The following is a 25,472-nucleotide window of genomic DNA, read 5'->3' as shown; positions in this document are numbered from 1 at the left end:
TCGGCGCTTTCAGCTCGGTGCTTAAAGGTGCTTGAGAAGCCGCTGCAGCTTCTGCAGGTCGCCGGAATCGCCGACCAGACGCACGCTGCCGGCCATCATGCCGTCGAGAAAGGCCTGCTGGGTCGGTTTCTTCAGCACCTTGATGGCCGTGGCTTCATCCTCGAAGCGCAGTTCAAGGTCGAGATCCACCGGCAGGCCACGAGCGGTGTGGATGCCACACGGCGACATGCGATAGTGGCGGGCGATGGAAAGGTCCTCGGTGGCGATTCCCCAGTCGAGGCCACGCATTTCGCCGAGCAGTTCACGAAAGCGCGCCTTGCGGCGCAGGGCGCGCTTGAGCATCAGCCCGAGCAGCCAGAGCATCAATCGCAGCTTCATAACGGCTCCGCCACCGAAAGGGAGAGTAGCACGACCCGCACGCGACGGGCCGCAATGCCTTACTTCGCGACAGCGTCCTTGAGACCCTTCCCCGGTTTGAAGGCCACGGTCTTGCTGGCCGGAATGGTCAGCGGCTGGCCGGTCTGAGGATTCTTGCCGGTGCGCGCGGCTCGCTCGCGCACGCTGAAGGTACCGAAGCCGATCAGGGTCACGTCCTGGCCCTGGGAAACGCTACCGGTGATCTCGTCGAGGATGACGTTGAGCACCTGGCTCGCCTTGTCCTTGGAAAGATCGGCACGCTCGGCAATCGCCGCGGCGAGTTCTGGCTTGCGCATACAGCCCTCCTGGTATTGGCATCATGCAGCCGGTGATCACCACCGGCGATGTTGTGATGGCATGGTTGTTATGGCAACTGACCTGTCAGTGCATCACGCGCATGCCGACTCGCGATCCCGAGGCCTTGTGCGCCAGGCAGGGAGGTTTCGGGAAACGACATGCGGATGATACTGATCCTCAACGACGCGACCTGAGCGGCTCGCTGGCCGCGGCAGGCCCCGTCGTTGACGAGACTAGCCTAGCAATGGCGGCGCTACTCGCGCCAGTTCGACTTTGCGACGCACGCAGCGCCCCGTCAACGCAAATCCGATCAAACGTCCGTCCTCGGCCTCGGCCAGGGCGGTCAGGTCCTCTCCCTCGCCCTCGATGCGCCAGCGCGACGGCGGGAAGGCCGGCGGAAGCGCCACCACCGGTAACAGCGGCGTCTTGACCAGTACCGGCCAGGGGCCATAGGTCACCGCCGTAGGGGTGCCGGTCAGGGTACGGGCCAGGGCCTTGGCACTGGCCAGCAAAGGCTGCACGTACATGGCATTGACGCCATCGACACAGGCCGCATCGCCGAGGGCGTGAATACCCGGCACAGAGCTCGCCAGCTGCCGGTCGGTATGGATACCCGCCGCGCTGACCGCGATGCCGGCCGACTCGGCCAGCGCGGTGCGCGGCCGCAGCCCTGTGGCCACCAGCACCAGATCGGCCGACAGCGAGGCGCCATCGTCGAGTTCCAGACCGATGGCGGTACCCTCGGCGCCCAGGGCTACCAGCTGACGCCCGGTATGCAGCACCATGCCCGCCTCGCAGAATGCCTCGCCCAGGGCGCGGCCCAGCGGCTCCGGGACCAGGCGTGGCAGAGGGGCAGGCTCCGGGGCCACCAGCTCGACGGCGTGGCCGCCGGCGACGAGGTCGTTGGCAAACTCGCAGCCCACCAGACCAATGCCGATCACGGCCACACGCGCCGGCCGGTCCAACGTCTCCAGGGCCGCATGGAAAGCGCGATAGTCGTCCAGGTCATTGACGCTGAAGACCCGGTCGGCTACAGCGTCGGGCACCGTGAAGGGGCGCACCGGCGCGGCGCCGGTGGCCAGCACCAGCTCGCTCCAGAGCAGCGTCTCGGTGCCGATGGTCAGGGTGCGCTCCACCGGGTCGATGGCTTCCACGCGGGTGTGGGTGCGCACCACGGCGCCGAGGTCGCCGGCAACCTCCAGGGCCGAGCGGGCCGCCAGGCGCTGGGGCGGCAGGCGCTTGGCGAACCCGGTGGAGAGCAGCGGCTTGGAATAGTCGTCACCGCTGTCGGCGGTGATCAACGTCATCGGTCGCGCCGGGTCCTGCGCGCGCAGCTGCCGCAGCAGGCCCAGTCCCGCCATGCCGGAGCCGATGATGGTCAGCGGAGCGTTCATGAAACTCCTCGCTCGGGGGGAAGGGATGACACCGCATGTTACACTAATCGACCCTTTCATCGACGCGGAGCCAGACGGTGTTCGACCTGCCACCTGCCGACACCCGCGCCCTGGCGCACTGGATTCCCCTGGCGGCGGCACGTCCCGCCATGAGCCCTGCCTGGTGGCCCTGGGTCGCCTCCCGCGACTCGCTAACTGCCAGGCTGATAAGTGCCGGAGGCCATCGCCCCTTCCGGGTCCGCCTGGTGAATCAGCATCTCGACCGGCCACGCCGTGACGAGGCTTTAGCCTTGGGCCTGCCCCCGGCTCGCCTCGCCTGGGTGCGCGAGGTGGCGCTGTGCCTGGACGAGCGGCCCTGGGTGATGGCCCGCTCGGTCGTGCCCCTGGATTGCCTGCACGGCCAGCGGCTCGACCGCCTGGGCGAGCGGTCGCTGGGCAGCTGGCTGTTCCGTCAGCCTGACCTGGTGCGCGGCCCCCTCGAGGTCAGCGCCGACCCGCCCCCCTTTCAAGGCGTCTCGGGCCCATGGGCACGCCGCTCGCTGTTTCGCCACCGGCGCTTCGTCGTGCTGGTTCAGGAGTTCTTCCTCGACCGCATGGCGGATGACCTCGGGCTGCCTTCGCGCTAGGCTCGCATGCAGCCAAACTGGATATCATGAGGACGAGATGGACCGATCCCTGATGCACCCCAAGGGCCTCGCCCGGGTGCACGACTTCCTGCAGCTGATGCGCCTCAACCGCCCCATCGGCACCTGGCTGCTGATGTGGCCCACCCTATGGGCGCTATGGGTCGCCGCCGAGGGCATACCCGGCCGCAAGGTGCTGCTGATCTTCGTCGCCGGGGTCTACCTGATGCGCGCCGCCGGCTGCGTGGTCAACGACTACGCCGACCGCCACTTCGATGGCCACGTCAAGCGCACCAAGCATCGCCCCCTGGCCACCGGACGCATCAGCGAGGGGGAGGCCCAGGCGCTGTTCCTGATGCTGGTGATGGCCGCCTTCGTGCTGGTCTGGTTCACCAATCTCTTCACGGTGATGCTCTCGGTGGTGGGGGTAGTGCTGGCCTGCATCTACCCCTTCATGAAGCGCTACACCCATCTGCCCCAGGCATTTCTCGGTGCGGCCTTCTCGTGGGCGATTCCCATGGCCTTCGGCGCCGTGCTGGGCACGCTGCCTCCGGTCGCCTGGCTGCTGTTCGCCGCTAACGTGGTCTGGACGGTGGCCTACGACACCGAATACGCCATGGTCGACCGCGACGACGACCTCAAGATCGGTATCAAGTCTACCGCCGTACTCTTTGGCCGCGCCGACCGGCTGATGATCGGCCTGCTGCAGGGCCTGACGCTGGTGCTACTGGCCTGGGCCGGCGGGCTGTTGGCGCTGGGCGGCTTCTTCTGGCTGGGGCTGGCCGCCATGGCCGCGACCTTCGTGCACCAGCAGTGGCTGATCCGCGAGCGGGATCGGGACCGCTGCTTTCAGGCCTTTCTCAACAATCACTGGTCGGGCCTGCTGGTCTTCGCCGGCATCGCGCTCTCCCTGTGGCCAGCGGTGAACAGCGGCTGAACGGCGACAGACCCGGCCTGTCACGCTATTGTCATCTCGACGTGCTGTCATCGTCATTGATCTGTCATTGACCACGAGGCTCCGGGATGACCGCCAAGACCGTATTGATCGTCGATGATGAGGCGCCGATTCGTGAGATGATCGCGGTGGCGCTGGAGATGGCTGACTATCGCGTCCTCGAGGCGGACAACGCTCAGGATGCTCACGCCCTGGTGGTAGACCATCAGCCTGACCTGGTGCTGCTCGACTGGATGATGCCCGGCACCAGCGGCATCGAGCTGGCACGACGGCTCAAGCGCGAGGAGGCCACCGCCGAGCTGCCGATCATCATGCTCACCGCCAAGGGAGAAGAGGACAACAAGATTCAGGGACTCGAGGCCGGGGCCGACGACTACATCACCAAGCCCTTTTCGCCGCGTGAGCTGGTGGCACGCCTCAAGGCGGTGCTGCGCCGCGCCACGCCGCGCGGCGTCGAGGAGCCGGTGGAGGTCGGCGGGCTACTGCTCGACCCCGTGAGCCATCGGGTCAGCGTCGATGGCCGCTCATTGGAAATGGGACCCACCGAATACCGCCTGCTACAGTTCTTCATGACCCATCAGGAACGCGCCTACACCCGCGGGCAGCTGCTCGACCAGGTATGGGGCGGCAATGTCTATGTCGAGGAGCGTACCGTGGATGTGCATATCCGCCGCCTGCGCAAGGCACTGGGCGAGCCCCATCACCAGCTGATCCAGACCGTGCGTGGTACCGGCTACCGGTTCTCCGCCAAGGGCTGACGTGGGGCGGCTCTGGCGACGCGAGTTCTGGCGCCTGACGGCCCTGGTGGGTGCCGGCGGGCTGGTCGGCTGGCCCTTTTCCGCGATGCCGGCCGGCATCGCCGTCGGCCTGCTGATGTGTCTGGCCTTCCACCTGCGCCAGCTGCGTGCTCTCTATCAGTGGCTGACCTTGCGCCCCCAGGAAGAACCCCCCGTTGCCAGCGGCCTGTGGGGCGAACTGTTTGACCGCCTCTACCGCTACCAGAAGCGCCAGGCCCTGACTCAAAAGCGACTGCGGGCGACGCTGCAGCGTATCCAGGAGTCCTCCGAGGCGATGCGCGACAGCGTGGTGATGCTCGACCGTCATGGCGACCTGGAGTGGTGGAACAGCGCCGCCGAGCGGATGCTCGGTCTCAAGCCCCAGCTCGACCGCGGCCAGCACATCACCAATCTGCTGCGCGACCCGCGCTTCGTCGACTACTTCCATGGGCGTGACTATCGCGAGCCGCTGACCCTGCCCTCGCCCATCGACGAGACGCTGATCCTGCAGTTCCAGATCACTCTCTATGGCGATGACGAGCGCCTGGTGATGGCCCGCGATATTACCCGGCTACACCGCCTGGAGCAGATGCGCCGTGACTTCGTGGCCAACGTCTCCCACGAGCTGAGAACCCCGCTGACCGTGCTGGCCGGCTATCTTGAGACCTATGAAGACATGGCCGGGCAACTGCCGCCGCGCATGGGCCGCGGACTGTCGCAGATGAAGGCCCAGACCGACCGCATGCAGAACCTGGTCAACGATCTGCTGCTGCTGTCACGGCTGGAGATCGACCAGGGCGGGCGCGATGATGCCCCGCTGGCGATGGGCGACCTGCTCGAGGCCGTGAAGAACGATGCCGCGGCGCTCTCGGAAGGTCGCCAGTCGATCAGCGTGGAGATCGACGAGGCTCGCGCCCTGGTCGGCAGCGAGAAGGAGATCCGCAGTGCGCTCTCCAACCTCGCCTTCAATGCCGTTCGCTACGCCGGCAAGGATCGCCATATCGTGCTGCGCTGGCGACCCCACGGCGAAGGTGCCTGCCTGGAGGTGGAGGACGACGGCGAAGGCATCGACCCGATACATCTGCCACGCCTTACCGAGCGCTTCTATCGGGTCGACAAGGGCCGCAGCACCGCCACCGGCGGCACCGGCCTGGGGCTGGCGATCGTCAAGCATGTGCTGCTGCGCCACGCTGGCCGCCTCGAGATCAGCTCGCGTCCAGGACAAGGGGCCACCTTTCGCTGCCTGTTTCCCGCCGAGCGCCTGCGCGACACGACCCCGAACGCTCAGCGCGCCTGAGGCGGCCTACCACCTGCCCTGTCGGTCTCGAGGCCTCGGTAGTGGCGCTCCCACATCAGCACCGCGGCGGCCACCGCACCCGGCAGCAGGAAGAGGTTGGCCAGGGGGATCCAGGTTATCAGCATCACCCAGCCGCCATAGCTCAGCGTGGGCCACCAGCGGGCCTTCAGGCGGCGGCGCATCTCGGCGAAGCTGACCATGTTGTTGTCCATGGGGTAGTCGAGGTAGGTGATCGCCATGATCCAGGCCGAGAAGGCCGCCCACAGCAGCGGTGCCACCAGGTTAAGCACCGGAATCCAGCTGAGCACGAAGAGCAGCGCCATGCGCGGCAGGATATAGCCCAGCTTGACCAGCTCGCGGCCCAAGGCATCGACAGCGGTTTTCGCCAGCCCGCGATCATCCAGCGGCGGTCGCCCCGTCGCCTCTACCTCCACCCGGGCGGCCAGGAAGCCGTAGAAGGGCGCGGCGATCAGGTGGGTCACCAGGGTGAAGGTGAAGAAGACGATCAGCACCAGGCTGAGCACGAAGAGCGGCCAGATCAACCAGGAGAGCCAGGACAACCATTCGGGGACCATGGCCATCCAGCGGTCCAGCCAGCCACCGAAATGGCCCAGCACGTACCAGAGCATCCCCGAGTAGACCAGCAGGTTGACGAGGATCGGCAGGAACACATAGCGCCGCAGGCCGCGGGAATAGACCAGCCGGGTTCCGCGGGTCAGGGCTGAAAAGGCATTGAGCATCCGTAATATCCTCATCTCACAAAAACAGGCCGCCGCCCATCGGGCGGCGGCCTGCGCTATTGAGGGTCAAACGACGCTTGCGGTCAATCCTTGCCTTCGAGCATGTCCTTGTCGAGGTCTTCAGGGTCGGTATGGCGGATATCGAGTCCCTTGACCAGGTAGACCACATACTCGGCCAGGTTGTTGGCGTGGTCGCCGATACGTTCCAGGGCCCGCAGGATCCACATCACGCTGAGGACCGACGAGATCGAGCGGGCATCCTCCATCATGAATGTCATCAGCGAGCGCATGGCGCTGCGGTACTCGTTGTCGACTTCGTCGTCCTCGTGGACCAGCTTGAGCGCCAGCTGGGTATCGAGACGGGCAAAGGAGGTCAGGGCATCGCGTACCATGCGTCGTACATGCTCGCTGATCATGCGGACCTCGACGAAGCCGCGGTTGCCGTTGTCGGCCTCGATCAGGTCGATGGCATTGCGGGCAATCTTGCTGGCCTCGTCGCCGATCCGCTCGAGGTCGGACGCGGCGCGAATCACCGCCAGCACCAGGCGCAGGTCGGAGGCGGTGGGCTGACGCCGCGCCAGCACCTGGGTGCACTCCTCATCGATCTTGATCTGCATGTCGTTGACCGCGCGGTCATTGTCGACCACCCGCTCGGCCAGGGAGGAGTCGTGGTCGAGCAGCGCGCCCACGGCGTCCTGGACCTGCTTCTCGACCAGGCCGCCCATGGCCATCAGGTGAGTCTTGAGCTCGTCCAGCTCGTGGTTGAACTGCCGCGAGATGTGCTGGCTGTGGATGTCGTTGGTAATGTCCATGGAAGCTCTCCTTGGGCCGGCCATCAGGCCATGCGCCCGGTAATGTAGTTCTCGGTACGCCGCAGGCGCGGGTTGGTGAACAGGGTGTCGGTGGGGCCATACTCCACCAGTTCGCCGTCCTGCAGGAAGGCGGTGTAGTCGGAGACCCGCGCCGCCTGCTGCATGTTGTGGGTGACCAGCACCAGGGTCAGGTGCGTCTTCAGGTTGCGGATCAACTCCTCGATCTTAAGCGTGGAGATGGGGTCGAGCGCCGAGGCAGGCTCGTCGAGCAGCAGTACCTCCGGCCCCACCGCCAGGGTCCGGGCGATCACCAGGCGCTGCTGCTGACCCCCGGAGAGCGACCAGGCCGAGGCGCGCAGCCGGTCCTTGACCTCGTCCCACAGCGCCGCAGAGCGCAGCGCCCACTCGATGATGTCATCCTGTTTGCGCTTGCTCAGCCCGCCCTGCAGGCGCAGGCCGAACGCCACGTTGTCGTGGATCGACATGGGGAAGGGGTTGGGCGCCTGGAAGACCATCCCCACCCGCCGGCGCAGTTCCGCGACTGCTACCGCGGGCCCATGGATCTCCTCACCCTCCAGCCGTACCTCGCCGGTGCGCACCACCTCGTCGTTAAGATCGTGAAGGCGATTGAACACCCGCAGCAGGGTTGACTTGCCACAGCCCGAGGGCCCGATAAAGGCCGTGACACGGTGCCTGGGAATTCTCAGGGTGAGATCCCGCAGTGCCGGCTTGTCCCCGTAGGCGAGGCTGAGTCCCCGGATGGCCAGGCTGCTGGCTTCGGGGGAGAAGTCGATCAACGCCGCCGAGTCGGGCGACGAAGACAGGTCCTGGACAAATGACATCGAGGCTCCCGGGTGACGCGACGCTGCTAGGCTCATCGACGGCTGAGCGCCCCGTGGCGCGTACTGAGATGATGACGCAGAAATATTGCAGTCAGGTTAAGCACCAGAATCACCAGCACCAGCAGCAGCGCCGTGGCGTAGACCAGCGGCATCGCTGCCTGGACATCCCCGCCGTGGAAGGCCGCATCGAAGATGTGGTAACCCAGATGCATGAACTTCCTTTCAAGATGCAGAAAGGGGAAGTCCGCGTCCACCGGTACCTGTGGCGCCAGCTTGGCCACGCCCACTAGCATCAGCGGCGCCACCTCACCGGCGGCGCGCGCCACGGCCAGGATCACGCCGGTCAGCATGGCCGGTGTGGCCATGGGCAGCACGACCCGAGTGAGCATCTCCAGGCGGGTGGCGCCCAGGGCCAGAGCGCCTTCGCGCTGCTGATCGGGAATTCGCGCTAACCCCTCCTCGGTCGCCACGATCACTACCGGCAGGGTCAGCAGCGCCAGGGTCAAGGAAGCCCACAGCAGCCCGCCGGTGCCGAAGGTCGGCGACGGCAGCGCCGCATCGAAGAACCACTCGTCCAGGCTGCCGCCGATGCCATAGACGAACACCCCCAGGCCGAAGACGCCATAGACGATGGAGGGCACCCCGGCGAGGTTGCGCACAGCAATCCGCACCAGCCGCGTCAGCCGCCCCTGATGGGCCACCTCATTGAGATAGATCGCCGCCAGCACCCCGAAGGGGGTCACCAGAATCGACATCAGCATCACCATCAGCACGGTGCCGAAGATCGCCGGCCAGACACCGCCGGCGGTATTGGCCGCCCGCGGTCCCTCCGAGAGAAAGCGCCAGACCCCCTCGCCCCAGACCACCAGCTTGTCGAGCGGTGACATGGCATTGGGGTATCGCACCCGCAGTATCTGGTCCAGCGGCACCTGCCATCGCTCGCCACTGGCGGTCTCCAGGGTCAGGTGGCCGGCCTGCATGGCGGCCTGCAACTCGCGCAATCGGGCATTGGCAGTCGCCAGTTCTCGCTCGACGTCGCCCCCTTCTTGCAGGGCTTGGACCCGCGGCAGAACGACCTCGTCGCGCAGGGTGTCGCGAGCCTGACGCAGCGACGCCAGCTCGGTCATCCGATTCTCGAGGACCGCTCGGGCCGCCTGTCCTTCGAGGCGCTCTCCCGTCTCGCTCTCCACCGCCACCAGCCGGCCGATCGCCTCTCCCCAGCGGTGGCGTTCCAGCACCATCAGCTCGGGCGGATGGCTCACCGCTGCGATGGCCGACACCGGCACCCACGCCCAGCGTGTGCCATCCAGGTCACGATTGCCGATGCGATAGAGCCGTTCTCGCCCCGTGCCATCAGGCAGCGGCACTTCTCGAACCTGCTCACCGGCGAGCTGTCGGCCGTCGTCGAGCGCCACCAGGGCAATGGAAGCCGGCCAGAAATGCCCCAGGCCACGAATCGCCAGCAGCGAGAGCAGAGCCAGCAGCGCCAGCAGCGAGAGCGCCACGCTGCCGGCCGCCAGCCAGGCGCCTGCGCCCTCGCCGCGAGGCAGCCGCGCCCGTGAGCGCTTGGCCAGCCTCATGCCACGCCACCGAGGCGGCGGTAGCGACGGGTCAGGCGGGTCCGCACCAGCTCGGCCAGGGTATTGACCAGGAAGGTGAAGAGGAACAGCAGCAGCGCCGCCAGCAGCAGCAGTCGATAGTGCAGGCCGTCAGGACCTGCCTCGGGGAGTTCGATGGCAATCGTCGCCGCCAGGGAACGCAGCCCGTCCAGCGGGTTCCAGGTCATCAGGGCGGCATTGCCGCTGGCCATCAGCACGATCATGGTCTCGCCCACCGCGCGTCCGGCGCCGATCATTACCGCCGCAAAAACGCCGGGAGACGCCGCCGGCAGCACCACCCGCCACAGGGTCTGCCAGCGGCTCGCACCGAGTGCCTGAGCGCCCTCCGACAGGCTCCGCGGCACTCCCGAGAGAGCATCCTCGGCCAGCGAGTAGACGCTGGGCATCACCGCAAAGCCCATGGCCATGCCAACGATAATGGCGTTACGCACGGCAAGATCGAGCCCCAGGCGCACCTCCAGCCATTGACGCAGGTCGCCGCCAAATGCCCAGGCCTCGAGCCAGGGCGATAACCACAGCGCTACGGCCAGCACCAGCAACAGCCAGGGCAGCAGCCACAAGCCCGCCCAACCCAGTGGCAGTGCCTGTTGCAGGCGCGGGGGCAGGCGCGACCAGAGCGCACCGGCGAGCAGCAGCCCGGGCACCAGCAGCACCAGCATGGCCAGCCCATCCGCCAAGTGGCGCTCCAGCCAGGGGGCGAGCACCAGGCCGGCGACGAAGCCGATCACCACACCGGGCAATGCCTCCATCAGCTCCAGTGTCGGTTTCAATCGGCTGCGCAGGCGCGGCGACATGAACAAGGCCGAATGCGCGGCCGCGCCCAGGGCCAGGGGCACGGCGATCAGCAGGGCCCAGGCCGCGGCCTCCAGCGTGCCCCAGGCCAGCGGTAACAGGCTGACACGGGCCGGTTCCTCTGTCCCCAGGGTCGCCGTGGGATCCCAGCGATAGCCGGCCAGGTCATCTTCTGCCTGCAGGGGCGACCAGAGGGCCCGCGGACTGACCGTCTGTGTGTCGCCGCCGGACCAGAACAGCGGCACCACCTCGACCGCCAGGAAGACCCCGATGGCCAACAAGGCAGCGATCACGCCGATACCGCCCGCGGTGACCAGGACGGTGGCCAGGCGATCGCGTCCTTGCCGCAGGCGGCGACGAACGGGAGACGGCGGAAGGGAGTCGGGCATGACCGGGCCTACGCGAAACAGGGTCTAGCGGAATCATACGACAGTGTGATGACAATCAGATGACAGCCTCAGCGGCCGGCATCGCCTAGCCCCAGCTCGCGTCGCTGTCGCAGCCGCCTCGCCTCGGGCAGCGCCACGAATCCCAGTTCCTCGACAACCGCTTGCCCGGTCGCTGATAGCACCAGGTCGAGGAAGGCGCGCTCGGCGTCCGGCAAGGGTTCGCCGGGGGGCAGGTTGAGATAGAGGTAAAGATCGCGGGACAACGCATAGTCGCCGCTGCGCACCGCCTCGGCGTCAGGATAATGGCGCGTTCCATCGGCATCACGCCGTGCCAGGGCCTTGACGCCCGGCGTGAGGTGGTTGAGTCCGGCATAGCCCATGGCCCGAGGGTCCAGCGTCACTGCCGCGACCACCGCAGCGGACCCGGGATGCTCGTTGATCTCGGGACGAAAATAACCGTCACACAGCGCGACCTGCCGGAACAGCCCATGGGTACCGGACGCCGCATTGCGACCGTGCAGGCGGATGCTCCCCACCGGCCAGTCGAGCCCCAGCTGTTGCCAGCGGTGGATCCCCTCGTGCGCCCCGCAATATCGCGAGTCGGAAAAGATGGCATCCAGCTCGCGGCGCCCCAGGCTCTCGAGGGGATTGTGACGGTGCACCACGACCACCAGGGCATCCCGGGCCACCGCCAGTTCGCGCGGCGGATAGCCATGCCGTTCAATGAAGGCCCGCCGCTCGGCCTCGTTCATGGGGCGGGACATGGGCCCCAGCCGGGTGGTACCGGCGACCAGCGCCGGCGGTGCGCTGGCCGACCCACTGGCCTGCAGTTGCAGACGAATACCGGGATGCTGGCGGGTCAGCGCCTCGCCCCAGCGCAGCATCAGGCCCGACATGGTATCGGAACCGACGGTGCCCAGCGTACCGGCAACTGGCTCGGCCTGGGTCTGGGGTGCCACGAGCATGGCCATCAGCAGCCAGGGGGCCAGGCAATGACGCAGGACGGCAGACATCTCGACCTCCTCCATGACGGGGTTAACCGGACCGGCAGCGGGGCATCTTGTCGCAATGGTGGTGAATCGATGGCCTCGCCGTATACCATGTCAAGCCATTCAACACCCCACAACAACAACCCGAGTCGCTCAGGCTTCCATGACAGACATCGACGATATCCCCGCTCCCCAGGGTCAATTGACCCTCAAGCTGCTGGCTAGCCGCCAGGATACCAACCTGCATGGCGACATTCCCGGCGGCTGGCTGGTGGCCCAGATGGACCAGGCCGCCGAGGTAGCCGCTGGCCGCGAGGCGCGAGGCCGGATCGCCACCGTGGCCATCGAGGCCATGGACTTTCTCTCCCCGGTGCGGGTGGGCTCGATGGTCAACATCTTCACCCGCGTCAGCGAGATCGGCCATAGCTCGATCAAGATCGACGTGGAGGTGTGGATCCGTGCCCCTCACGAACGTGACCCCGACGAATTGCACAAGGTCACCGAGGCCCGCTTCGTGATGGTGGCCCTGGACGACAACGGCCGGATACGGGCCGTCCGCCAGGTCGGCTGACGACATCCGTCGCGCCGCCTTTCCCAGAAGGGCGATGGGCGCCACGAGGCGCCCATGGCGGGGGGAAGGTTAGGCCAGACCTCAGCCGCTGACCTTCTCCCGGGTCTTCAGGTAGGCAAATTCGCCCACATCGGTGAAGCGCCGCACCTTCTGCTGGAAGGCGGTATAGGAGTCATAGACCTTGCGCGACTCCTCATCGGCTTCCACCTGCTTCTCGAGCACCTTCTGGGAGGAGGCGTAAAGCGCTTCCAGCACCTCATCCGGGAAGGTGCGCAGTTCCACGCCATGCTCGTTGACCAGGGTGTCCAGCGCCTCGGCATTGCGTACCGCGAACTCGCTGATCATCGCCAGGTTGGAGGCCATGGCCGCCTCGCTGACCACCGCCTTGAGGTCGTCGGGCAGGGCATTCCAGGCCTCCAGGTTGACTGTACCCTCGAGGATGGCACTGGGTTCGTTCCAGGCCGAGGTGTAGTAGTACTTGGCCACCTGGTGCAGGCCGAAGGCCAGGTCGTTGTACGGGCCGACCCAGTCGGCAGCATCCAGCACGCCGGTCTGCAGGGAGGTGAAGATCTCGGACCCCGGGGTATTCACGGTGGTCACCCCGATACCGTTCATGGCATCGCCGGCCAGCCCCGGCAGGCGCAGCTTGAGGCCCTGCATGTCGGCAAGCGAGTTGATCTCCTTCTTGAACCAGCCGGCCATCTGGGTGCCGGTATTGCCCACCGGGAAGGGCTTGAGGTTGTGCTTGGCATACACCTCGTCCCATAGCTCCTGGCCGCCGCCGTAGTAGAGCCAGGCGTTGGTCTCGGTGGTGTTCATGCCGAAGGGCACAGCGGTAAAGAACTGGGAGGCCAGGGTTTTGCCGCGCCAGTAGTAGGAGGCGGAGTGGCCCATCTGGGCAGTGCCCGCGCCGACGGCATCGAACACCTCCATGGCCGGCACCAGTTCACCTGCGCCGTGAACGCGGACCTTCATGCGGCCGCCAGAGAGGCGCTCGACGCGCGCGGCGAAATCGTTGGCCCCGGTGCCCAACGCCGGGAAGTTCTTGGGCCAGGAGGTCACCATGTCCCAGGTGATGGTCTCCTGGGCACTTGCCGTGGAGATGAAGGGCGCGGCGGCACCGGCAGCGGCACCCGCACCGAGTGTCTTGAGGCTGGTCTTGAGAAAGAGGCGACGTTGCATGCGAGCATGACTCCAGATTGATTATTATGCCCGCAAGCGTTGCGGGCTTTAGCGTGTCCGCTCACGAGTATGCGTCAAGGCCGAATTGCCCGGCAAGTATCCGCACTTGACGTCAACGTCAACGAAAATCACAGCGGCGTCAGCTTGGCAAACCCCAGTACCAGCCACTTGTCGCCTTCGCCCTCGAAGCTGACCTGCACCCGGGCACGCTCACCTTCGCCCTCGGCGTTGAGAATCACCCCCTCGCCGAACACCGGATGGCTGACCCGCTGACCCAGCGAAAGCGAGGGCAGCGCCGCGCCCCCGTCGACAGAGCTCTGCCTGGAGAGGCCCGCGGCCGGGCGGGTGGTCACCGGCCGGGATATCTGGCCACGCAGCCGAACTTCCTCGAGAAACTCCTCGGGCAGCTCACGCAGGAAGCGCGAGGCGCGCTGGAAGGTCTCCTTGCCATGCAGGCGACGCAGCTCGGCATGGGTCAGGTAGAGCTTGCGCATGGCGCGGGTCAGGCCCACGTAGCAGAGCCGCCGCTCCTCCTCCAGACGCCCCGGCTCCTCCATGGACATCTTGTGCGGAAACAGCCCCTCCTCGACCCCGGCGATGAACACCACCGGGAACTCCAGCCCCTTGGCCGAGTGCAGGGTCATCAGCTGCACGCAATCCTCGAACTCGTCGGCTTCGTGGTCGCCAGCATTCAGCGCGGCCTCGGAGAGGAAGGCCTCCAGGGCCACTGCGCCCTCGCCGGCTTCAGGAGGCTCGAAGGTCTCGCCCTGGGTGAAGGCCTTGGCGGCGGTGACCAGTTCCTCGAGGTTCTCGACCCGAGCCTGCCCCTTTTCGCCCTTCTCGCTGCGATGGTGCTCGATCAGGCCGCTACGCTCGATCACATGATCGATGATCTCGTGCAGCGCCAGGCCGGCGGTGTCGTTGTCGAGGCGCTCGATCAGCTCGGCGAAGGCGCGCACCGCCGTAGCGGCTCGTCCCTTGAGCGAAGCATCCAGCAGGGCATCGTGCAGCGCCTGCCATAGCGGGACCTCGGTCTGCCGGGCGCGGTGGCGCAGCACCTCCACGGTGCGGGTGCCGATGCCCCGCGCCGGGACATTGATTACCCGCTCCAGGGAGGCGTCGTCGTCGCGGTTGAGCAGCAGCCGCAGATAGGCCAGGGCGTTCTTGATTTCCAGGCGCTCGTAGAAGCGCTGGCCGCCGTAGATGCGGTAGGGCACCCCTTGGCGGATCAGGGTCTCCTCCAGCACCCGGGACTGGGCGTTGGAGCGGTAGAGGATGGCGATCTCGCGCCGATTGGTGCCCTCCTCCACCTTCTCGCGGATGGTATCGACGATGAAGCGCGCCTCGTCGAGGTCGTTGAAGCCCGAGTAGACGGAGATGGGTTCGCCACGCGCGCCCTCCGTCCACAGCTCCTTGCCCATGCGCTCGCTGTTGTGGCGGATCAAGGCATTGGCAGCACTCAGGATGGCGCTGGTGGAGCGGTAGTTCTGCTCCAGTCGCACGGTCTTGGTGCCAGGAAACTCCTGCTCGAAGCGGCGGATGTTCTCGATACGCGCGCCACGCCAGCCGTAGATCGACTGGTCGTCGTCGCCGACCACGGTCATCGGGATCTGCATGCCGGTGAGCAGCTTGAGCCAGGCGTACTGCAGGGTATTGGTGTCCTGGAACTCGTCGACCAGCACATGGCCGAAGCGCTCCCGGTAATGGGCCAGCAGCGCCGGATTGTCGCGCAACAGCTCCAGGCTACGCAGCAGCAGCTCGCCAAAGTCGACCAGACCGCCCCGCTCGCAGGTCAGCTGATAGCGATCAAAGAGCTCGACCATCTGGGCCAGGTAGGCATCACCGTGCGCATCGACCTGATGAGGACGTAGCCCCTCCTCCTTGCAGCCGGAGATGAACGACTGCACCTGACGCGGCGGGAAGCGCTCATCATCGATGCGATGGTCCTTGAGCAGCCGCTTGACCAGCCGTAGCTGGTCGTCGCTGTCGATGATCTGGAAGTGCTGGGGAAGCCGGGCATCCTGCCAGTGGGTCCGCAGCAGGCGATGGGCGATGGAGTGGAAGGTTCCGACCCAGACATTGCGCAGCGAGATCCCCAGCAGGGCCTCCAGGCGGGTACGCATCTCGCGGGCGGCTTTGTTGGTGAAGGTCACCGCAAGCACCGCGTAGGGCGAGAGCCCCTCGGCCTGCATCAGCCAGGCGATGCGGTGCACCAGCACCCGGGTCTTGCCGGACCCGGCCCCGGCCAGTACCAGCATGTTGCCCTGGGGCGCACTGACGGCCTCGCGCTGGGCCGGGTTCATGTGGTCGAGAATCGCCGTGACGTCGTCCATGGGGAAGGCATCGCTGCTCGGAAAATGGGCAGACAGCTTAGCATAGGGGCGAGGGGCGAGGGGCGAGGGGCGAGGGGCGAGGGGCGAGGGGCGAGGGGCGAGGGGCGAGGGGCGAGGGGCGAGGGGCGAGGGGCGAGGGGCGAGGCAGTGTGATGAGCCCCCGAAACCAGTAACAGGGGGTTTCCTTGTCGCTTGCTCCTCGTACCTCGTACCTGAACCGATTAGGGCTTGTCCTCCTGCTCCGGGAAGCGCAGCGGATTGAGGCTCTTTTTCACCTCGCGAAGCTGCTCGGCGAGTTTCGGGCCGCGGGTCTTGGCCACGCCCACCGCCAGCACATCGACCAGCACCAGATGGGCGATACGCGAACTCATCGGGGTGTAGATCTCGGTGTCCTCATGGACATCGATGTAGAGCGGCAGGGTAACCTCCTCCGCCAGCGGCGAACCGCTGGGGCAGAGGCCGATCACGGTGGCGCCGGCCTCGCGGGCCAGGCGCACGCTAGCCACCAATGCCCGGGTGCGGCCGGTCTGGGAGATGGCCACCACCACGTCACCTTCCTTGAGGGTGACCGCCGACATGTTCTGCATGTGCGGGTCAGTGTAGGCGGCAGTGGAGATCTGCAGGCGGAAGAACTTGTGCTGGGCATCGGCGGCCACGGCCCCCGAGGCGCCGAAGCCGTAGAATTCCACCCGGTTGGCCATGGCCAGGGCGTTGATGGCCTGGCTCAGCGCCTCGTTGTCGAGCCGGTCGCGAACCGACAGCAGGGTGCCCACGGTGGAGTCGAAGATACTCTGCGAGAACTCCACCACCGAGTCGCTATCGTTCATTGAGAACTGGGCGAACTGGCTACCCGAGGCCAGCATCTGCGCCAGCTGGAGCTTGAAATCCTGGAAGCCGTTGCAGCCCAGGGCACGGCAGAAGCGCACCACGGTGGGCTCGCTGACCTTGGCCTCGGTGGCCAGGTCGACGATGCGCATGTGGATCACTTCCTCGGGCTGGCGCAGCACGAAGCGCGCGACCTTTTGCTCGGAGCGGCGGAAGTGCTCCATGCGACGTCTCATCTCATCGAACAGGGCGCGGCTCACGCGGGACTCCTTGCGAGTTGGCCGTCCCGCAACAGGGGCGAGGCGGCGGTGAGGGTGTCGGACTCTTGCCCCTAGTATGCCCCAAGCCAACAACCGATGCGCCCTTCGGCGCCGACACATGGCCGCTTACCTTGGCGTTCAGAGAGCGTTGGCCCAGCGTTGTCGGTTCGCAACATGCGCCGTCATCATTCTGTCAAGTGGGGTATAGTAAGAATTGCAGTGTCGCGAATCTTTCAGGAGAGTCGAACATGCGCAAAGTCGAACGGGTATCCTCGCTCAAGAGTGAGCTTCTCGACATCTTCATGAGCATGGAAGTCGTCGAACACGAGCAGCGTTCACGCACCGCCGCCCAGCGCAACTTGCGTGCCCGGCGCGGCATCGAACTGCACAACGAATTCAAGCGGCTGACCCGGGACATCGCCCCGCTTACCGACGAGGAACTGGTAGAAGACGAGATGCACTGACCCCCATCATGCAACGAGCCCCGCCGGGGCGGGGCTCGTCGAGAGGTCTAGGCGCCGGGTTCCTGCGGCGCTCTCGGCTCAGAGGCTCAGAGGCTCGAGACAAAGACCAGGATAACACCGACCGGGGCCACGAAACGTGAGACCACGGTCCACAGCGTCGCTTGCCCGCCGGAGAGGTTCAACTCGGCAGCCACACTGTCGCGGTCCAGCCGCCAGGCCACGAACAGGATGGCACCCAGGCCGGTCAGCGGCAGCAGGAACTTGCTGGTCAGGGTGTCCAGGAAGTCGAAGATGTTCAGGCCGGCAATCGACAGCTCGCTCCAGACGTTGAACGACATCAGTGCCGCGATCCCCAGCGCCCAGACGGCCACGCCGCCGACCAACGTCGCTGTCACACGGGACAGCGGGGTGCGCTCTTCCATCAGTTCGACCACCGGCTCCAGCAGCGAGATCGCCGAGGTCAGCGCGGCAAAGGTGAGCAGCAGGAAGAACATCAGGCCGAGGATCATGCCACCGGTCATATTGCCGAAGGCCAGCGGCAGGGTGACGAAAATCAGGCCGGGGCCCTCACCCGGGCTCAGGCCGTTGGCAAAGACGATCGGGAAGATGGCCAGGCCGGCCAGCAGGGCAATGGCGGTATCGAGGATGATCACCGTGCGGGCCGTGCCGATCAGGTTGACGTCCTCACCCAGGTAGGAGCCGTAGGCCATCATGATGCCCATGCCCAGTGACAGGGTGAAAAAGGCCTGGCCCATGGCGGCCAGTACCACCTCACCGGTAACCGCACTCCAGTCGGGGCTGAACATGAAGGCCAGCGCCTCGCCGAAATGGCCGGTGGTCATGCCGTAACCCACCAGCACCAGCATCAGTATCACCAGCGCCGGCATCAGGGTGCGCACAGCACCCTCCAGGCCCTTGGTAACGCCACGCGCCACGATCCAGATCACCAGTGCCATGAAGCCGGTATGCCACAGGGTCAGGGCCACGGGGTTACCCAGCAGGCCATTGAAGATCTCGCCGATACCGTCGGAATCCTGACCGCTAAACGCGCCGGTCACCGAACCGAGGGTATAGGAGAGCGACCAGCCACCGATCACACTGTAGAAGGAGAGAATCAGAAAGGCGGCCAACACCCCGCTAGCCCCGACCAGCGCCCAGGCGGGCAATCGGTTATTCTTGCGGGCCAGGTCGACCATCGAGTTGATCGGGTTTTCCTGGCCGCGGCGGCCGATCAACCATTCGGCTACCAGGATCGGCAGGCCGACCAGTGCCACACAGGCCAGATAGATGAGCACGAAGGCCGCGCCCCCGCTGTCACCCACCATGTAGGAAAAGCGCCAGATATTGCCCAGCCCCACCGCCGAACCGGTGGCTGCCAGGATAAAGGCCATCTTTGATGACCACTGTGCGTGGGAGAGTTTCGACATGTTTCACCCTGAGTGTACGTGTCGCCAACGGCCGATCTGGCGCGATGACGGCTTGTGCTTGTCATTGCCACGTCCAGGGCGCCGTGGTTCACACGACGCCGTCCAGAGCATGGCAGGATCCAGGCAGGATCGCTGCCGTGTCACATCTCACGCGTCCCGGGCCAGTGCGGCAAGGACGAGAGACGCCCGGGTGCAAGATATTAGAAGGATCTGCGCACATATGGCGCAGTGTTCAGTCAATATCGTGGGTAATAGCACTCCGACCCGCAAAACTATCTGATCAAGCGCTCGATGACCAGCCAAGCCAGCAAGATTCTGAGTGCGACTTTGGGCGTAGAGAAACGGCCCGATGCTCGACTAGAAGAGCGACGTCTGGCGCTCGCCGGCGAAGGCCCCGAGGGATGGCAAGGAACACTGCTGGCGAAGCCGGGCATAGAGGCGACGCGCCAGTTCCGGGGCCCCGCGATTGTCCGGTGTGTGCACCATCAGATAAGGGGTTTTCCCCTGATTTATCCACAGGATGAGGCGTTCGATCCAGGGGCTGAAGCAGCGGTTGTTGAGGTCGTCGTCGAGGTGGCCGATGAAGCGCACCAGCGGGCTGTCTCCCGTGGAAAGCACGTGTAATGGGACTCTCGGCTTCTCGGCCTGGGCGTGCTGGAATCCTGGGTGCCCGTCAGCGACAGTGGCAAAGAGCGGGCGCACGTCGAGCATCACACGGTTCGCGCCATAAGTTATCAACATTCGGTTGAGTGCCTTCTCGGCCTCGCCCTTGTGGAAAAACGCCCTGTGACGCACCTCTACCGCACAGGGAATTCCTGCCGGCCAGCGTGCCAGCAGATGGCCCAGCCGGGGCAGTTCGTCGGGACCGAAATCACGAGGCAGCTGGACCATCATCGGGCCAAGCCGGTCATGCAGCGGTGAGAGCACCTCGAGAAAGGCATCGACGTCGGACTCGACGGCGGCGAGACGCCGCTCGTGGGTCAGGCTCGCCGGCAGCTTGAAGCAGAAGCGAAAGCCCGGCGGTGCCTGGCGGGCCCAGCCCGCCACTGTCGCATCGCGCGGAGCGCCACTGTAGAAGGTAGTGTTGCCCTCCACGCTGGAAAATACGCGGGCGTAGTCGGCCAGCCAACCCTCGCTGCCGCCATGGGGCGGATAGAGACCGCCGCGCCAGTCAGGATTGGCCCACATGGGCAGGCCCAGGTGAAGGCGCGGCGGGGCATCCAGCGGACTCACTCCACGGTCACGGACTTGGCCAGGTTGCGCGGCTGGTCCACATCGGTGCCCTTGAGCACCGCCACGTGGTAGCTGAGCAGCTGCAGCGGCAGGGTATAGAGAATCGGCGCCAGCGCCTCGTGCACATGCGGCAGATGAATCACCCGGATGCCATCGGCTTCCTCGAGGCCGACGCCTTCGTCGGCGAAGACGAAGAGCTCGCCGCCGCGGGCCCTGACCTCCTGGAGGTTGGACTTGAGCTTGTCGAGGAGCTCATCGTTGGGCGCCACCGAGATGACCGGCATTTCGCTGTCGACCAGCGCCAGCGGACCGTGCTTGAGCTCGCCCGCCGGGTAGGCCTCGGCGTGGATGTAGGAGATCTCCTTGAGCTTGAGTGCGCCTTCCAGGGCAATGGGAAAGAGAGCCCCGCGCCCCAGGAAGAGGGCATGGTGCTTCTCGGCGAAGGCCATGGAGAGCGCCTCGATCTCGGGATCCAGCTCGAGCACTCGTGCCACCAGGCCAGGCAGTCCACGCAGTGCGGTCACCAGGTCGGCCTGGACGCGCTCGTCGAGCCCCTTGACCCGGCCCAGCGCCAGGGTCAGCAGCATCAGGGCCGTGAGCTGGGTAGTGAAGGCCTTGGTGGAGGCCACGCCGATCTCGGGCCCGGCCTGGGTCATCAGGGTCAGGTCCGACTCGCGCACCAGTGAACTGCCCGGCACATTGCAGATCGCCAGACTGGCGAGATAGCCACGCTCACGGGCGAAGCGCAGCGCCGCCAGCGTATCGGCGGTCTCGCCGGACTGGGAAAGGGTCACGAAGAGGGTTCCCTCGGGAACTACCACCTGGCGATAGCGATACTCAGAGGCCACCTCGACCTGCACCGGTATCCCGGCATAGCGCTCGAGCCAGTAGCGGGCCACCATGCCGGCATGATAGCTGGTGCCGCAGGCGACGATATGGACCTGGCTGGCCTGGCGGAAGAGAGCCTCGGCCTCGGGGCCGAAGCTTTCCACCAGCGCCGAGCGCTCGCCCAGGCGCCCCTCCAGCGCGGCCGCGATCACCATCGGCTGCTCATGGATCTCCTTGAGCATGAAGTGGCGATAGTCGCCCTTGCTGGCCGCCCCGTCGCCATGCTCGAAGACCTGGATCTCGCGCTCGACCGGGAGGCCCGTCGCATCGAACACCTCGATGCGCCCGCCGGCGGAGAGGCGCACCGCATCGCCCTCCTGGAGATAGATGAAGCGGTCGGTGACCTGCAGCAGGGCCAGGGGGTCGGAGGCCACGAAGGCCTCGTCGATGCCCACCCCCACGATCAGGGGGCTGCCCTTGCGGGCCCCGATGACGACATCGGGCTCCTCGGCATGGATCACCCCCAGCGCATAGGCGCCGTCCAGCCGATCCAGCACGCGCCGAACGGCGGCGAGCAGGTCACCGGCCTGGCGGCTCTCGCGCTCCAGCAGGTGGGCGATCACCTCGGTATCGGTCTCGGAGGTAAAAACGTAGCCCTCGGCCTCGAGCTCGCGCCGCAGCGCCTCATGGTTCTCGATAATGCCGTTATGTACCACCGCCAGGCGCTCTCCAGACTGGTGCGGATGGGCATTCTGCTCGCTGGGGCGGCCATGGGTCGCCCAGCGGGTATGGGCGATACCGCAGCGGCCGGGCAGCGGTTCCCTCGTCAGGCGCTCCTCGAGGGCCGCCACCTTGCCCAGCGCACGCCCGCGCTGTAGGTGGCCCTGGAGGTCGAGCACCGCCATCCCCGCGGAGTCGTAGCCACGATATTCCAGGCGTTTCAAGCCCTCCAGCAGGATACCCTGGACGTTACGTTCGGCAACGGCACCGACGATTCCACACATATGACCTCTCCTCAGGGTTCCTGGCGCTTGGTGGTTCGCGGCCAGTCGGCCTTGCTGATCTGGCGGCCACGGGAGACAGCCAGGGCGTTATCGGCGACATCCTTGCTGATGGTCGAGCCGGCACCCACGGTGGCGCCCTTGCCGACGCTGACCGGCGCCACCAGGGCCGTATTGGAACCGATGAAGGCCTCATCGCCGATCTCGGTGCGGTGCTTGTTGACGCCATCGTAGTTGCAGGTGATGGTCCCGGCGCCGACGTTGACGTCATGGCCCAGCCGGGCGTCGCCCACATAGCTCAAATGATTGATCTTGCTGCCCTCGCCCACCTCGACATTCTTGGTCTCGACGAAGTTGCCGACCTTGGCACCCACCGCCAGTCGCGAGCCGGGCCTCAGTCGAGCGAAGGGGCCGATGCGGTTGCGACCGGCCACCACCGCGCCATCGAGAACGCTGTGGGGCTCGATCACGCTCTCGGCGCCGACATGACTGTCACGGATCACGCAGTGGGGCCCGATGCGCACCCCCTCGCCCAGTTCCACGTCGCCCTCGAAGACACAGCCCACGTCGATCTCGACGTCATGGCCGCAGGTCAGGCGACCGCGGACGTCGAGACGCGCCGGGTCGGCGAGCGCCACCCCCTGCTCCATCAGCCGCTCGGCAATATCGTGCTGATGGGCGCGTTCCAGGCGAGCCATCTGAGCCCGATTGTTGACCCCTTCGACCTCCAGAGGTCGCGCCGGCTGCACGGTCGCGATCTTCACCCCCTCGGCGGCCGCCATGGCGATAATGTCGGTCAGGTAGTACTCGCCCTGGGCGTTGTCAGCGGAGAGGCTCGGCAGCCAGCGCCGCAGCTGAGCGGCGGTCATGGCCATGATGCCGGTATTACATTCGCGCACGACCCGCTCGGTCTCGGAAGCATCCTTGTGCTCGACAATGGCCACCACCTCGCCGGCCGCGTTGCGCAGGATACGCCCGTAGCCGGTGGGGTCCGCCAGGGTCACGCTAAGCAACCCCAGGTGCTGCTCGTCGACCTGGGCCAACAATTCGACCAGGGTCTCGCGGCGGATCAGCGGCACGTCACCGTAGAGCACCAGCACCCTGCCCTCGCCGATGGCCTCCAGGGTCTGCGCAACGGCATGACCGGTGCCTTTCTGCTCGGCCTGCAGGACAAAGTGCGCCTGACAGTCGGCCAGTGCCTCGCGAACCTGCTCGGCGCCGTGGCCGACCACCACATGGGTGCGCTCGGCCTCGAGCGCCCGGGCGGTGTCGATCACGTGACGCACCATCGGCTTGCCGGCCAGACGGTGCAGCACCTTGGGCCGAGTCGAACGCATGCGGGTTCCCTGCCCCGCCGCCAGTATCACCACGTCGAGCGTCATCATGACTCCTTGAGCTGGTTCTTCTGATCCCGCCTATTCTAGGGGTCGCTCTCATCGGTCGCCATGCTCTGCCGGTTCATCGACCACGGTGACCTCGAGCGTATCGACGACCTCGCGGCCGAAATGGTCCACGAAGGCCGGGCTGACGAGGCTCCTCCAGCCCTCATCCTGACGCACCAGCATCAGCACCGCGAGCGAGCGTTCCCGGGCCAGCGCCATACCAGCCTGCTCGCCGAGTACCAGCAGGGCAGTCGCCCAGGCATCGGCCCAGGCATCGGAGGGGTGGACCACGGTCACCGAGGCCAGGCGATGGTCAATGGGCCGGCCGGTGCGCGGGTCCAGAGTGTGGGAGTAGCGCTGGCCGTCGTGTTCGAAGTAGTTGCGATAATCGCCCGACGTCGCGACCGCGATATTCTCCAGAGGCAGCACGTGCTGAGCCTGCTGGGGGCCATCGCGGGGAGTCTCGATACCGATGCGCCAGGGCTCGGACTCGGCGTCACGATGACCGCGAACCTTGAGCTCCCCCCCCAGGTTGACCAGGAAGTGATCGAGTTGCTGATGGCTCAGGTAGGCCGCCACCCGGTCGGTGGCGTGTCCCTTGGCCACACCGGAGAGATCAACGAAGACATCTCGCAGGCGTCGCGCCCGGCGCGCCTGCTCATCGACTTCCAGGCTGTCGGGGCCAGTCTCGGCCAGTCGAGCGGACAGGCTGGCTGCGCTCGGTACCTCGCGGGGACGCGCCTCGGGGCCGAAGCTCCACAGGTTGACCAGGCCGCCGATGGTCATGTCGAAGGCGCCATCGCTGGCCTCGGCCACCGCCTGACCGATGGCCAGCACCTCGATCAGCTCGTCGGAGAGCGGCTGCCACTCGCCCAGCGGCGCCTCGTTGAAGGCCATGAGCTCGGAATCCTCACGCCAGGTGGACATGGCCGCATCCACCGCCTCGAGTTCGGCCTGGACGCCTTCCTCCAGCGCATTGGCCTCTCTCTGGGTCAGGGTGTCGGCGATGGTCACCTGGTAGAAGGTGCCGAAGATCTCGCCCTGCAGGGTCACCGGCGAGTCCAGCGGCCGGTCGCGTTCGGAGCAGCCTGCCATGAGGAGGATCAGCAAGAGCAGCCAAAGGGGACGCCAGACGCTCATGACGGGGAACCTCCGAATAGCCAGATCAGCGCTACGCCCAGCAGCAGGCGGTAGACCACGAAGGGTTGCATGCCGATACGCTTGATGAAAACCAAGAAGAAGTGAATGCACAGATAGGCGCTGATGCCCGAGAGCAACGCCCCCATGACCAGAGCCCCCCAGTCTACCGGTCCGGAAGTGCCGGCAAGGCCGACGATCTCCAGGCCACCGGCCAGCACGATCACCGGGATCGACAGCAAGAAGGAGAAGCGCGCCGCGCCTTCCCGGTTCAGGCCCAGCAGCAGCCCCGCGGTCATGGTGATGCCGGAACGAGACGTGCCGGGGATAAGCGCCAGGGCCTGGGCCAGGCCTATCCACAGGGCATCCCGCCAGCTCAGCTGATATTCGTGTCGCGAGCCGCGATGGCGCCAATCGGCGTAGGCGAGCAGCAGGCCGAAGCCGATCAGGCCGCCGGCGATGACCAGCGGCGAGCGCATGATCCCCGCGATGGTGTCCTGAAGGGCCAGCCCCGCGAGTCCCACCGGGATCGTGGCGAGGATCACCCACCAGGCCAGTCGAGCGTCCTCGTCACAGCCCTTTCCCGCCACACTGCGACACCAGCTGGCGGTCATCCCGACCAGTTCATGGCGAAAGTAGAGCACCACTGCGCTCAGGCTACCGATATGCAGGGCGACATCGAAGACCAGGCCCTGGTCGGTCCAGTCGGTGAAGACCGGTACCAGGATCAGGTGGGCGGAGCTGGAGATCGGCAGGAACTCGGTCAATCCCTGAACAATCGAGAGGACAACGATCTGTAACCAGTCCATCAAAGGGTCCATGTGGGTGGGAGGGGCCGGCGCGTCGGCGGAGCCAGAGGATACACATCCGCGGCCCGGCTGTCCGCC

The 25,472-nt window shown here is 66.2% G+C and carries 24 protein-coding genes; 6 read left to right on the top strand and 18 right to left on the bottom strand.

Features of this window, described 5'->3' with window-relative positions:
- Positions 1–21 precede the first annotated feature (21 nt).
- The 3 genes from FHR95_RS10790 to FHR95_RS10780 form a co-directional block, all read right to left on the bottom strand.
- Entirely contained in the window at positions 22–378 is a 357-nt protein-coding gene (locus tag FHR95_RS10790; protein WP_040183569.1) for a hypothetical protein, read from the bottom strand.
- 59 nt (positions 379–437) lie between these two features.
- On the bottom strand, positions 438–713 hold the full coding sequence (locus FHR95_RS10785; RefSeq protein ID WP_040183570.1) for an HU family DNA-binding protein: 276 nt from the start codon (positions 711–713) through the stop codon (positions 438–440).
- 234 nt (positions 714–947) lie between these two features.
- Positions 948–2,108, bottom strand: a complete 1,161-nt coding sequence (locus tag FHR95_RS10780) for an NAD(P)/FAD-dependent oxidoreductase (protein WP_183314369.1) — start codon at positions 2,106–2,108, stop codon at positions 948–950.
- A gap of 77 nt (positions 2,109–2,185) precedes the next feature.
- On the opposite strand from FHR95_RS10780, the gene FHR95_RS10775 reads away from it, so the two are divergent.
- From FHR95_RS10775 to phoR, 4 genes are all read left to right on the top strand, one after another.
- Positions 2,186–2,734 (top strand): chorismate lyase, encoded by a 549-nt coding sequence (locus tag FHR95_RS10775; protein WP_257125473.1) that lies wholly within the window; start codon positions 2,186–2,188, stop codon positions 2,732–2,734.
- A 37-nt stretch (positions 2,735–2,771) separates the two neighbouring features.
- Positions 2,772–3,668, top strand: a complete 897-nt coding sequence (gene ubiA / locus FHR95_RS10770) for a 4-hydroxybenzoate octaprenyltransferase (protein ID WP_183314368.1) — start codon at positions 2,772–2,774, stop codon at positions 3,666–3,668.
- A gap of 86 nt (positions 3,669–3,754) precedes the next feature.
- A complete protein-coding gene (gene phoB, locus FHR95_RS10765; RefSeq protein ID WP_040183572.1) occupies positions 3,755–4,444 on the top strand; it encodes a phosphate regulon transcriptional regulator PhoB in 690 nt (229 codons plus the stop codon).
- Position 4,445: 1 nt separating this feature from the next.
- Positions 4,446–5,759 (top strand): phosphate regulon sensor histidine kinase PhoR, encoded by a 1,314-nt coding sequence (phoR, locus tag FHR95_RS10760; protein WP_183314367.1) that lies wholly within the window; start codon positions 4,446–4,448, stop codon positions 5,757–5,759.
- Here phoR and cysZ read toward each other — a convergent pair.
- The 6 genes from cysZ to FHR95_RS10730 form a co-directional block, all read right to left on the bottom strand.
- The gene (gene cysZ, locus FHR95_RS10755) at positions 5,747–6,499 is read right to left on the bottom strand and encodes a sulfate transporter CysZ (RefSeq protein WP_183314366.1); all 753 of its coding nucleotides are present in this window, start codon (positions 6,497–6,499) and stop codon (positions 5,747–5,749) included. The two genes, phoR and cysZ, sit on opposite strands and share 13 nt — an antisense overlap.
- An 83-nt stretch (positions 6,500–6,582) precedes the next feature.
- On the bottom strand, positions 6,583–7,311 hold the full coding sequence (gene phoU / locus FHR95_RS10750) for a phosphate signaling complex protein PhoU (RefSeq protein WP_040183575.1): 729 nt from the start codon (positions 7,309–7,311) through the stop codon (positions 6,583–6,585).
- 23 nt (positions 7,312–7,334) lie between these two features.
- Positions 7,335–8,153, bottom strand: a complete 819-nt coding sequence (gene pstB / locus FHR95_RS10745) for a phosphate ABC transporter ATP-binding protein PstB (RefSeq protein ID WP_183314365.1) — start codon at positions 8,151–8,153, stop codon at positions 7,335–7,337.
- A gap of 32 nt (positions 8,154–8,185) precedes the next feature.
- Positions 8,186–9,733: a phosphate ABC transporter permease PstA gene (pstA, locus tag FHR95_RS10740; protein ID WP_183314364.1), complete on the bottom strand. Its 1,548-nt coding sequence runs from the start codon at positions 9,731–9,733 to the stop codon at positions 8,186–8,188.
- A complete protein-coding gene (locus tag FHR95_RS10735; protein ID WP_183314363.1) occupies positions 9,730–10,953 on the bottom strand; it encodes an ABC transporter permease subunit in 1,224 nt (407 codons plus the stop codon). The genes pstA and FHR95_RS10735 overlap by 4 nt, the downstream gene beginning before the upstream one ends.
- A gap of 68 nt (positions 10,954–11,021) precedes the next feature.
- The gene (locus FHR95_RS10730; RefSeq protein WP_183314362.1) at positions 11,022–11,966 is read right to left on the bottom strand and encodes a PstS family phosphate ABC transporter substrate-binding protein; all 945 of its coding nucleotides are present in this window, start codon (positions 11,964–11,966) and stop codon (positions 11,022–11,024) included.
- Between the two features lie 139 nt (positions 11,967–12,105).
- On the opposite strand from FHR95_RS10730, the gene FHR95_RS10725 reads away from it, so the two are divergent.
- The gene (locus FHR95_RS10725) at positions 12,106–12,513 is read left to right on the top strand and encodes an acyl-CoA thioesterase (protein WP_183314361.1); all 408 of its coding nucleotides are present in this window, start codon (positions 12,106–12,108) and stop codon (positions 12,511–12,513) included.
- A gap of 81 nt (positions 12,514–12,594) precedes the next feature.
- On the opposite strand, the gene FHR95_RS10720 is transcribed toward FHR95_RS10725, so the two are convergent.
- From FHR95_RS10720 to hexR, 3 genes are all read right to left on the bottom strand, one after another.
- Positions 12,595–13,695 (bottom strand): TRAP transporter substrate-binding protein, encoded by a 1,101-nt coding sequence (locus FHR95_RS10720; RefSeq protein ID WP_183314360.1) that lies wholly within the window; start codon positions 13,693–13,695, stop codon positions 12,595–12,597.
- 128 nt (positions 13,696–13,823) lie between these two features.
- Positions 13,824–16,028 (bottom strand): DNA helicase II, encoded by a 2,205-nt coding sequence (uvrD, locus tag FHR95_RS10715; RefSeq protein WP_183314359.1) that lies wholly within the window; start codon positions 16,026–16,028, stop codon positions 13,824–13,826.
- Between the two features lie 221 nt (positions 16,029–16,249).
- Complete coding sequence (hexR, locus tag FHR95_RS10710) at positions 16,250–17,113, bottom strand: transcriptional regulator HexR (protein ID WP_040183583.1); 864 nt, start codon at positions 17,111–17,113, stop codon at positions 16,250–16,252.
- Positions 17,114–17,361: 248 nt separating this feature from the next.
- Here hexR and FHR95_RS10705 point away from each other — a divergent pair, with 248 nt between their 5' ends.
- On the top strand, positions 17,362–17,577 hold the full coding sequence (locus tag FHR95_RS10705; RefSeq protein WP_040183584.1) for a PA3496 family putative envelope integrity protein: 216 nt from the start codon (positions 17,362–17,364) through the stop codon (positions 17,575–17,577).
- 86 nt (positions 17,578–17,663) lie between these two features.
- Here FHR95_RS10705 and FHR95_RS10700 read toward each other — a convergent pair whose 3' ends face one another.
- From FHR95_RS10700 to FHR95_RS10675, 6 genes are all read right to left on the bottom strand, one after another.
- A complete protein-coding gene (locus tag FHR95_RS10700) occupies positions 17,664–19,004 on the bottom strand; it encodes a sodium-dependent transporter (RefSeq protein ID WP_040183585.1) in 1,341 nt (446 codons plus the stop codon).
- A 357-nt stretch (positions 19,005–19,361) separates the two neighbouring features.
- Positions 19,362–20,192 carry a DUF72 domain-containing protein gene (locus FHR95_RS10695; protein WP_183314390.1) on the bottom strand — a complete coding sequence of 277 codons (831 nt, stop codon included), beginning with the start codon at positions 20,190–20,192 and terminating at the stop codon, positions 19,362–19,364.
- 41 nt (positions 20,193–20,233) lie between these two features.
- Positions 20,234–22,069, bottom strand: coding sequence for a glutamine--fructose-6-phosphate transaminase (isomerizing) (glmS, locus tag FHR95_RS10690; protein ID WP_183314358.1), 1,836 nt, complete (start codon positions 22,067–22,069; stop codon positions 20,234–20,236).
- An 11-nt stretch (positions 22,070–22,080) separates the two neighbouring features.
- Entirely contained in the window at positions 22,081–23,451 is a 1,371-nt protein-coding gene (glmU, locus tag FHR95_RS10685; protein WP_183314357.1) for a bifunctional UDP-N-acetylglucosamine diphosphorylase/glucosamine-1-phosphate N-acetyltransferase GlmU, read from the bottom strand.
- A gap of 48 nt (positions 23,452–23,499) precedes the next feature.
- Entirely contained in the window at positions 23,500–24,588 is a 1,089-nt protein-coding gene (locus FHR95_RS10680; RefSeq protein ID WP_183314356.1) for an FAD:protein FMN transferase, read from the bottom strand.
- Entirely contained in the window at positions 24,585–25,394 is an 810-nt protein-coding gene (locus FHR95_RS10675; RefSeq protein WP_183314355.1) for an undecaprenyl-diphosphate phosphatase, read from the bottom strand. Before FHR95_RS10675 ends, FHR95_RS10680 begins: the two co-directional genes overlap by 4 nt.
- Positions 25,395–25,472: the final 78 nt, after the last annotated feature.

The sequence above is a fragment of the Halomonas fontilapidosi genome, from assembly GCF_014192285.1.
Lineage (GTDB): Bacteria > Pseudomonadota > Gammaproteobacteria > Pseudomonadales > Halomonadaceae > Halomonas > Halomonas fontilapidosi.
The sequence above is the reverse complement of the archived record's forward strand: the minus strand, read 5'-3'. Positions and strand labels throughout refer to the sequence as shown.